The organism is Methylorubrum aminovorans, assembly GCF_022179725.1.
Lineage (GTDB): Bacteria > Pseudomonadota > Alphaproteobacteria > Rhizobiales > Beijerinckiaceae > Methylobacterium > Methylobacterium aminovorans.
This window is the reverse complement of sequence record NZ_BPRC01000061.1, coordinates 1-9654: the sequence shown is the minus strand read 5'-3', so window position 1 is coordinate 9654 and position 9654 is coordinate 1. Positions and strand designations below refer to the sequence as shown.

Annotated in this window: 6 protein-coding genes and 4 pseudogenes; 6 read left to right on the top strand and 4 right to left on the bottom strand. The window is 62.0% G+C overall.

The window, feature by feature from the left end; translation table 11 throughout:
* Positions 1-98: 98 nt before the first annotated feature.
* Positions 99-368, bottom strand: a pseudogene (locus MFF24_RS28120) (IS110 family RNA-guided transposase); the annotation flags it as partial.
* Between the two features lie 102 nt (positions 369-470).
* Between MFF24_RS28120 and MFF24_RS28115 the strand changes: the two are divergent.
* Both MFF24_RS28115 and MFF24_RS28110 read left to right on the top strand, forming a co-directional pair.
* Positions 471-611 (top strand): annotated as a pseudogene (locus MFF24_RS28115) (IS5/IS1182 family transposase); the annotation flags it as partial.
* 349 nt (positions 612-960) lie between these two features.
* The gene (locus tag MFF24_RS28110) at positions 961-1260 is read left to right on the top strand and encodes a hypothetical protein (protein ID WP_238229152.1); all 300 of its coding nucleotides are present in this window, start codon (positions 961-963) and stop codon (positions 1258-1260) included.
* A gap of 14 nt (positions 1261-1274) precedes the next feature.
* Here MFF24_RS28110 and MFF24_RS28105 read toward each other — a convergent pair whose 3' ends face one another.
* A complete protein-coding gene (locus tag MFF24_RS28105) occupies positions 1275-1511 on the bottom strand; it encodes a hypothetical protein (RefSeq protein ID WP_238229151.1) in 237 nt (78 codons plus the stop codon).
* A 58-nt stretch (positions 1512-1569) separates the two neighbouring features.
* Complete coding sequence (locus MFF24_RS28100; protein WP_238229150.1) at positions 1570-2127, bottom strand: hypothetical protein; 558 nt, start codon at positions 2125-2127, stop codon at positions 1570-1572.
* A gap of 117 nt (positions 2128-2244) precedes the next feature.
* Here MFF24_RS28100 and MFF24_RS28095 point away from each other — a divergent pair.
* From MFF24_RS28095 to MFF24_RS28080, 4 genes and pseudogenes are all read left to right on the top strand, one after another.
* Positions 2245-2396, top strand: a pseudogene (locus MFF24_RS28095) (VOC family protein); the annotation flags it as partial.
* Positions 2397-2757: 361 nt separating this feature from the next.
* Positions 2758-7038, top strand: coding sequence for a beta strand repeat-containing protein (locus MFF24_RS28090; RefSeq protein WP_238229149.1), 4281 nt, complete (start codon positions 2758-2760; stop codon positions 7036-7038).
* Positions 7039-7325: 287 nt separating this feature from the next.
* Positions 7326-8078: an IS6 family transposase gene (locus MFF24_RS28085; protein ID WP_238229148.1), complete on the top strand. Its 753-nt coding sequence runs from the start codon at positions 7326-7328 to the stop codon at positions 8076-8078.
* Positions 8075-9541, top strand: a complete 1467-nt coding sequence (locus MFF24_RS28080; protein ID WP_238229147.1) for a TonB-dependent siderophore receptor — start codon at positions 8075-8077, stop codon at positions 9539-9541. Before MFF24_RS28085 ends, MFF24_RS28080 begins: the two co-directional genes overlap by 4 nt.
* On the opposite strand, the pseudogene MFF24_RS28075 reads toward MFF24_RS28080, so the two are convergent.
* Positions 9526-9654, bottom strand: a pseudogene (locus MFF24_RS28075) (AAA family ATPase); the annotation flags it as partial. The gene MFF24_RS28080 and the pseudogene MFF24_RS28075 overlap by 16 nt on opposite strands.

The following is a 9654-nucleotide window of genomic DNA, read 5'->3' as shown; positions in this document are numbered from 1 at the left end:
ACACCATCCGGACCGCGCGCTCGCGGACTTCAGGCGAAAAGGGTGTGCTGCGCTTCGTCATGGCTCCATCCTCTCAAGAGTGGGAGCCTCCGGGAAACCCGGCGCGGTTCAGTGGCGGCTCGCGCATGCCGTGCGTCCAGGCAGACAATGGGCAGGCCGAGCGCCTTGCAGGTGTGATAGAGCCACGGGGTGAGCGGCCCCGTCTCCAGGCCGACACGCACGAGGTCGGGAGCGTAGCGCCGCAACGCCGTGGTCAGCACATCTGGATCGCTGGCGCGTTTACCGCGCCAGACCGTTGCCCCGGCCTCATCGATGATGTGGATGGAGGTCTCTTCGTTCGAGACGTCGAGGGCAGCATACTGAGGCATGGCAACACTCCGGCGCGGGTTGAGGACGCGGCCATCAGACCGCATCGCGCACCGCTTGGCAGCTGTCCGATTCAGTCCCAGTCCGGGTCGCGATCAGCGCATGTCGAGCGGACACTCGCCTGGCTCGCCCGCTTCCGCCGTCTCACCATCCGCTACGAACGTCGCGCCGACCTGCACCTCGCCCTCACCACCCTCGCATGCGCACTCATCTGCCAAGCTCAGGCAAAGCGGTTTTGTCCCTGACTCTTACGATCGGCGACGAACGAAGAAGGGGCCCGATCGGGCCCCTTCTTCGTTCAGGCTGCACGTTGCCAGTGGCCTGATTTTGCTCCGCCACGGGGGCCTGGAATTGGTCCGCCCTTTACAGTCGCCGTCAACCCGGGCGGCCCGGCGTCCGTCGCGGCCTGCCGCCTGAGCGAGACGGTGCGCTTCACGCAAAGGCTCTATGATGCGGTCCACACGCCCTGATATGCATCAATGGCTATTCCTCGTATCCGGTGCGCTGCTTGTGGGCTCCGTAGCAGCCACAGCGGAAAGTCCACCACCCAAGCCGATTCTGCCTGAAGATCGCCTCGCCCTGATCCGGCAACGGGTGGCCGCGACCCTACGTGATCCCAGCTCCGCCGCGTTCAGTGCAATCGTGAAGGCCCGGAGAACCGGTTATTGCGGCTACGTCGATGCCCGGAACAGGTTCGGCGAGCGCACCGGTAATCGCGTCTTCTACGCAGATCCCGTGCGCAACGTCTTCTTCGTGATCCCCTCCGAGCAGGAGGTTCGTGGTTTTCTGCCGGATGAACTCGACCGGGTCGAGCGGTTGCTTCCGGTCACAGAGGCAAACTGCCTGGATCGCGATAGGCATCCCATCATGGATGGAGCCCCGATCACGAGGTGATCGCAGCGCCCGGCTCAAGAGAGCGGCGGCTGCCCGATCTTCTTGCGCTTGCGATACCAATCCACGAGCGGGGTCAGCACCATCACGAGCACGACGACGGGGATCAGCAGCCGGGACACCTCGGCCGCGAAAGCGGCAGGGATCGCGTAGCTCAAGCTCTGGAATGTCTTGTCGCCGACATGCGGTCCGATCAGCGCCACGAGGGTCAGGAGCACGAGCAGGGCCGCGTAGATCGCAAAAATGCGCTTCATCCGGCACCCTCGCCCGACAAGAACCACGGCGAGCCCGAAGCCGACGCCAAGTGTTGTGTCAGTATATTATGTCCGGCGGAGGCGGCGGCGGAAGAATGTCAGGAGTTCTGGGCGCGTCTCCGCCTCTAATTTGTGTCAAACTACTTCGAAGTGGCTCAATCGAAACTTGCTCGCTATCAATAGGGGCCTTGGTAGACATCTCTCTTAATGCGTTTAGCCACACTATCGTATATATGGTGCCCGATACCGTCGCAATGCCGCGGCCGTTCGCTGGATCGACAAGGCCATCACAGGAGATATTCGCCTTTTCACCTTCATCTGCGAAATATACTCTAACAAAATTCTGGAAACCTTTTATTGCATCGCACGTCTGGTTCCCGCAAATACCATCAGTCGCGAGCCCATTGATCCGCATGCCGTAGCGATTTCGCAGCTTCAGCTCTGGATTTTCTTGTATCAGGCTATGAATCAAAAATTGCACCAATTGCACATCAGATACTAGATTTAATGCTCCAAGTTCGATAGGGCCAACTGGAAAATCTACATTCGCAAAGCTGGTAAAATTCTGTCCGTATACCATGACGCCATCTATGTTGCTTATGTAGGCCATGGTCACTCTCGAATCAGGTTGTTTCTAGAAATTAACCGATCATACGCCGACAATTTAGTCAATGCGGGATGGATGAGCCAAAATACTCGCAATGAAAGTTATCTAATGCTCTCATGCGGTCGCGACCGTGTCCTCGCATGGCACGCGGCCGGCACCGCGCATGGTGCACCGCCATCGAGAGCCCGCCCGTGGAGCGCCCGAACAGATCCTTCGTCGCCTATCTCCGCGATCCGGACGGGAACAAGCTCACCGCACGAACTGCGCCGACGAGGTGACGCACGCCACCCCCATCGTCCCATTCGCGACCGTTCACCTGCGCGGCTGGCCGAAGTCCGCGGCGAGCCGGCGTTGACGGGCCTATTGCTGACGCCGAAGACTGCCGATTTGCGCACGTTCCAAAACGTGATATAGTCCGTGTCACCTTCAAAAAATGATTCGAATTTTGCACTGAGAATTCCGCTGATTTAGCAATTCTAATTCTCCTTAAGTAATGTCGGTGGCGCAATTGAATTAATTATATGAAATTAGCAAACAAAAATTACCTATAATATAATTTTATTGCTTCTGAATTTAATATTTATAGTTTAAATATATTTGACTGATAATTGTGCGGTAAGTATGAAACAGGAGGCAGACATGACAACGCTGTACTTAATGGTACCGGTTTCTGCTGCTTTTGCTGAGAATACTAACTCTGCTTTCACGACTTTCACGATTACGCGCTTTGGCGACCTTCCCTCTGAAACCCTCTTCGCAACCGCTCTCGCCGGCAGTTCGAACGGTTTCTCGATAAATGATGGTGATTTTGGGATCAATAATACATTCAATGGTCTTGACGACTTGCCGATTGTATTTGCTGTGGGCGAGAGATCTAAATCGATTGTTGTCAGCTTTAACAACGATGATCTCGGCGAGAGTGACGAGAGTTTTGGTGTCATCGTTCAACGCAATGCATCAGACCCGCTTTCAACTTATCTGCTTAAATCGACTTTCACAATCTACGATGACGATAACAATCTCTTAGAAATTAAGCATCGGGTCTGGAGCGGTGGTTCCAGCGATTGGGCGAGACCGTCGAATTGGTCGGATGGGCTTCTACCGAGCGCAGGGACGCCTGCGGACATAGGTCAGAAGAACGTAGTCATCACTTACTCATTGCAGAACGGTGCTGCTCGTTCCCTCAACATGGCCGATGCAGTCAATAGTATAAATGATGCTGGAACATTATCAATGAGCGCTGGATCGCTCGAACTTTCGACAACATCGCGGCTGGGCAATTTCACTCAGACCGGAGGCATTCTGATTTTCGACAATGCGAACATAAGGCCGGACGATTCTTTGGATTTCGATCATTCTTTCGCACCGGGCACAACGAGTGAAATCGGGCTGAATGTGGATCAAGCTGCCGGAGGGACGATCAGGGTTGCCTCTGGCAACTTGGAGCTGCGCGGAGCAGATATCAGGCTCGGTGGAAAGCTGACGGGCGCCGGTGAGCTGGACATTCTCGGCAAGGCGAACCTCACATCGACGGCCCTCGTCGATGTCGCCTCCCTCAAAGTCGTCAGTACGGCAGCCTCCTTGTCGCTGGAAAGCAACCGCACCTATGCGGGAGCGTTCACGCTCGGAGGTGTTGGGGCAACTTTACAGCTCAACAACCACATTCTTACATTGACCGGGCAGGCAATCTTCGATCCGACGGACGACGGGGCGAAGATTGCTGGTCCTGGGACGCTTGCCATCGCCGGATCCGCACGAGGCCGCTTCAACACCGACGGTGCGGCCGTCATCAAGGATACGGGTATCGTCAATCAGACGGGGAACTCAATTATCGGGACAGCGAATTCTTCCGGCGGGCGTCTTCAGATCGATGCCACGGGAGCTTGGAATCTCCTCGGCGACGTGAGCACCGCGCTGTCGTCAGGCGTCATTCTGTCCAATGCAGGCACATTCGCCAAGACCGGCGGAAGCGGCACGAGCACGATCAGCGGCGGCACCCTCACCAGTACCGGAACCATCGACGTTCAAAGTGGCATTCTCACCTTCGTCAACGCCGTGACGACGTTGGGTGGGCACATCACCGGAACCGGCAAGCTGATCCTCGGGGCGGGATCCCACACCCTGCTGAATGGCCTGAGCCTCGATGTCGCGGCGCTCACCATCTCCTCATCGACGCAGTTGGAAGGCGACCTCGCCTACGGCGGCAGCTTCGTGCTCGCGGGGATCGGCACATCCCTCCAACTCAAGGGTCATACGTTCACATTGGGTGGAGTGAGCAGCTTCGACCTCGGCGGCGACGGAGCCTCCTTCACCGGCAGCGGGACGCTCAAGATCACGGGGACTGCCAGCGGGCGGTTTCTCCTATCTGGCAAGGCGACTCTGGACGTTTCGGGCTCCGTCACACAAACCAGTTCGTCGGCAATCGGCACCGGCAGCTCGCCGGGCGGCAGGCTGCAGATCAGTACCGGAGGAACCTGGACGATCGCGAACGATGCCGCCCTCGATCTGTCACCCTCCGCATCCTTCGCGAATGCAGGCCTGCTCCAGAAGACGAGCGGATCCGGCACCAGCATTATCGCGGGCGGCACCATTACGAACACCGGTACCGTGAAGGTCGACAGCGGAACCCTCTTCTTCGCGAACGGCTCCGGCAACCTCGGCGGCCGCCTGACCGGGTTGGGCGAGATCGATACGGCCGGAACCTACACACTCGCCGACGGCGTCAGGGTCGATGTTGCGAAGGTGAAGAACGGCGGGCAGCTCACGCTCGGCGGAAACCTGACCTACGACGGTGCCCTGCGAAATGAGAGCACGATTAACCTCGCGGGGCACGCCCTAACGCTGAGCGGATCGGGTTCGGTGCTCCTCGGGACCATCAACGGCACCGGCACGATTTTGGTGTCGGGCTCGGCCTCGCTCAACGGGGCGAACATCGGAGGCTCCGGAGCCATCACGCTTCAAAACTACGGGGCAATCGAGCAGTCGAATGGTGTAGGCCTGAAGGGCAAACTGTTGAATAACGCCGGCCACACCTACACGCTCGTATTGGGCGACCTGTCCGACAACGGTGGCGCGACCGTCACGAACAACGGTGTGTTCGAGAAGTCGGGTGACGCTGGAAGCAGCCGGGTCACGGCAGCCTTCACGAACAACGGGATGGTGATCGTCGAAGACGGCTCGCTGACGTTCAACCTCCTGACCAATATCGGCATCATCCGGGGGGTCGTGACGCAGAACGGCTCTCAGCTGACGGTCACGGCCGATGCGGCTGGACAGACGCATCTGACGGGCGGCACGGGCAACAACCGCTTCGTAATCGACAAGGCACCGACGCTGATCGATGGCGGCGCCGGGACCGACACGCTCGTCATCACCAAGTCAATGACGCTCGCGGCCGGCAGCCTCGTCGGCGTGGAGAAGATCGAAGTCGAGGACGGTGTCTCCGCGAACCTCTCGGCCCTGATGGTCGGTGAGTCGATCACCGCGAAAAGCGCTGCGGGCGGCGACTGCACCGTGCGCGGCACCGGCGGCGGCGATGCTTTCGTCAGCGGGGCGGGCGACGACGCCTTCTACGGCAACGCGGGCGACGACACCTACGTCTTCAATGGTGCTGGGGACCGGGTGTTCGAGGCCAAGGGCGGGGGAGTGGACAAGGTGTTCGCCTCCACCAGCTACACCTTGGCCGCCGGCCAGGAGATCGAGGGGCTGCAACTGCTCGCCGCGACGGGGTCGGCCGCCTTGAACCTGACCGGTAACGAATTCGCTCAGACGATCACCGGCAATAATGGCAACAACGTCCTCGACGGCGGAGGCGGCGCTGACACGCTCGAGGGCGAGGCCGGCAACGATACTTACCGGGTCGATAACGCCCGCGACATCGTCGTCGAGGCCGCGGGCCAGGGCACTGACACGGTGATCACGACGGTCAGCTACCGGCTGGCCGCCGGTCAGTCGATCGAGATCCTGCAAACCGCCGACGCCAAGGGCACGACCGCCCTCGTGCTCACCGGCAACGAGATCACCAACAAGCTCATCGGCAATGCCGGTGCCAACCTGCTCGACGGCGGGGCCGGCATCGACGAGATGCGGGGCGGCGCCGGCAACGATACTTACCGGGTTGATAACACCCGCGACATCGTCGTCGAGGCCGCGGGCCAGGGCACTGACACGGTCGTCACCACGGTGAACTACGCGCTCAAGGCCGGCCAGCAGATCGAAATCCTGCAAACCGCCGACGCTAAGGCCGCAACCGCCCTGAAGCTCACCGGCAACGAGTTCGCCAACACGCTGATCGGCAACGCCGGAGCCAACGTCCTCGACGGCGGGGCCGGCATCGACGAAATGCGCGGCGGGGCCGGCAACGACACCTACTTCGTCGACAACGCTCGGGACCGCGTCATCGAGAGTGCCAAGGGCGGGACCGACACCGTGATCAGCATGGTGAGTTACGCTCTCGCGGCGGGTCAGGAGATCGAGCGCCTGCAGGCTACATCCGGCAAGGCCAAGCTCGATCTCACCGGCAACGCCTTCGGCCAGACGCTTGTCGGCAACACCGGGGCCAACGTCGTCGATGGCGGTCTCGGCACCGACCTGCTCACCGGTGGCGCAGGCGCCGACACCTTCGTGTTCTCGACGGCGCTCGGAGCAGGCAATGTCGACCGCATCACTGACTTTGCCACCGAGGACACGATCCGGCTGTCGAAGAGTGTGTTCGCGGCGCTGGCACCAGGGCAGCTTGGAGCGAGCGCCCTGAAGAACCTCGATAAGGCCAAGATCGATGCCGACGACCGCGTGCTCTACAAGCAATCGACCGGTGAGCTGTTCTACGACGCGGACGGCTCGGGCAAAGCGGCCGCGGTGAAGTTCGCCGTGCTCGACAACCACGCCGCGCTCACGCACCTCGACTTCCTTGTGGTGTAGGGCTGCACGCGGATGTCCCACGACGGCCAGCCGGGTGGGGCGACCAGGGTTCGGGGAGGGCATGGTGTCCCTTCTGCGGTGAGGGAGAGCGCCTCGGCAAGGAGAACGATCTCCGGGCTCAGGTCTGCGGCTCGGGGACTGGCTCAGGCTCCGGGTCGGGCCTGAGGCCGCGGGCCGTGCGGCGTGCAGGCCCCCTCAGCGGGCCTGTCGCAAACCCGGACGGCCCTTCGTTTACGGCTCGTTAGCCATACCGGCTCAGCGTGCCGCTCCGCTTTCGGAGCCGGCCCATGATCCTGTCCGCCATCGCCGCCAAGCTCAAGCAGCGCGCCAGGGACGACTTCCGAGGGCGGCACTTCGAGGCGACGCTCATCGTCCAGGCGGTCTCCTGGTACTTGCGCTACCCGCTGAGCTACCGTGACATCGAGGAGATGCTCCTGGAACGCGGCCTGGAGGTGGACCACTCCACCCTGAACCGTTGGGTACTCGCCTACGCGCCTCAGGTTGGGAAGCGGCTGCGCCAGTTTCGTCGGCCACACTGCGGATCGGTCCGGATCGATGAAACCTACATCAAGGTCCGCGGTCAGTGGCGCTACCTGTACCGCGCCATCGACAAGCACGGGCAGGCGGTCGATTTCCTGCTCACGGCCAACCGCGACCTCGATGCCGCCAAGCGCTTTTTCCGCAAGATGTTCTCGGCCGAGCCGCTCCTCGCCCCGGACCGGATCGGCACTGACGGCGCTGGCCCGTACCCGCCGGCGATCGCCGAGAGCCGCAAGGAGGGCCTGCTGCCGCGTATGCCCACTCACCACGTCACGAAACACCTGCAGCAAGGGATCGAGAGCGACCACTTCCGGGTAAAACGGGCGATGCCGCGGGTCGGCGGGTTCCGGTCGTTCAACACGGCCCGGCGCACGATCCAGGGTTTCGAAGCCATGCTATGGCTGCGCAAGGGCTTCGGGTTCGCGGGTGCTTGGACCATCCGCGAGCAGAACTACCTGCTCGCCTGCTGCTTCGGACTTCCCGTCGCGAACAAAGCATGAAAGCAGGGGCGGGCAGCCCCGTCTGCCGCCTGAACCTGAGTTTGCGACAGGCCCAGACGCAGTACCTGCGCAACCGCCAGACCTTCGACCGTGGGACGGTCGCGGTGAACAATCGCCTCGGTCTCGTGCCGCGCTCGCGCTTCTTCGGTGAGCCGGGCGACAATTCCGTGTCGGAGAGCGGGATCGTGCAGGTGCGCCTGGAGCACGCCTTGAGTCCCGACTGGCAGCTCCGGGTCGCCGGCCACTTCAACACCGGCAGCCTGACCGGCCTGCAGACCGGCGCGACCGGCCTGCTCGACGACGGGCGGACCCTGCTCCGCGAGTTCCGCCGCCACGACTTCACCTGGGGCGTGGCCATCGGCCAGGCCGAACTCATCGGGCGCTTCGACACCGGCCCGCTCGCCCATACTGTGCTCCTCGGCCTGGAGCACGAACGCTACAACAGCACCGAGAACCTGCTGCGCTCGACCCCGCGGCTGGACCCGTTCGCAATCGACCTATTCAACCCGGTCTATGGCCAGCCCAAGCCCCCCTTCACGCGCCGCTACAGCGCCAGCGAGAACGTCGGCAACACCGCCGTCTACGTGCAGGATCAGATCGCGCTGAGCCCCGAGTGGAAGCTGCTCCTCGGCAACCGCACCGACTTCTACAATCAGACCTTCCGCGACAAGGTCGGCGGCGAGCGCACGGAGCAGGACCGTACCGGCTTCTCGCCCCGTGCCGGTCTCGTCTACCAGCCGCTTTCCTTCCTCTCGCTCTACGGCAACGTGGCCGCCTCCTTCCGTCCGAACACCGGCTTCGACAGCGCGACGCGTCCGTTCGCCCCGGAGACGGGCTTCGCCTACGAGGTCGGGGCCAAGCTCGACCTGTTCACCGGCCTCAGCGTGACCGGCTCGGCCTTCCACATCGAGAAGGAGAACGTGCTGACTACCGACCCACGGGACTTCTTCTTCCAGATCGCCGCTGGGGCCGTGCGCAGCCAGGGGTTCGACCTGAGCGTCGTCGGTCAGGTGACGCCCGAGTTCCGGGTGATCGGAGACTACGCCTTCATCGACGCCCAGGTGACGCGCGACGAGGTCCTGCGGGTCGGCTCGCCGCTCCTCAACATCCCGCGCCACTCGGGCAGTCTGCTCGGCGTGTATGAGGTTCAGGGGGGCGACTGGAAGGGCTTCGGGATCGGCGGCGGCGTCCGGGCCGTGGGCTCGCGCCTCGGCGACAGCGGCAACGAGCGGTTCCGGCTGCCGGGCTACGTGCTCGCCGACGCCCTGGTCTACTACCGTTACGAGAACCTGCGCTTCGGGCTGAACGTCGATAACATCTTCGATGAGACCTACTACGAGCGCTCCTACAACGCGTTCTGGGTCGGCGTCTGTCAACGGGCACCGAAGTCTCCGCAATTGTGGGCTTTCAAAATTCCCTGGCCGGCGGGTTCGGTGCGGATCGGTGATCAGCCGGCCGTGTGATCGGAGGCAGCCTTTCCGGGTGGACGACCGCGACGCCTGGGTGCGGGCGGCGGAACGATCAGGGCCTTGGAGCGGACGTGCTCGGGGACGAGGTCGGCGTGCTGGCGCAGGCG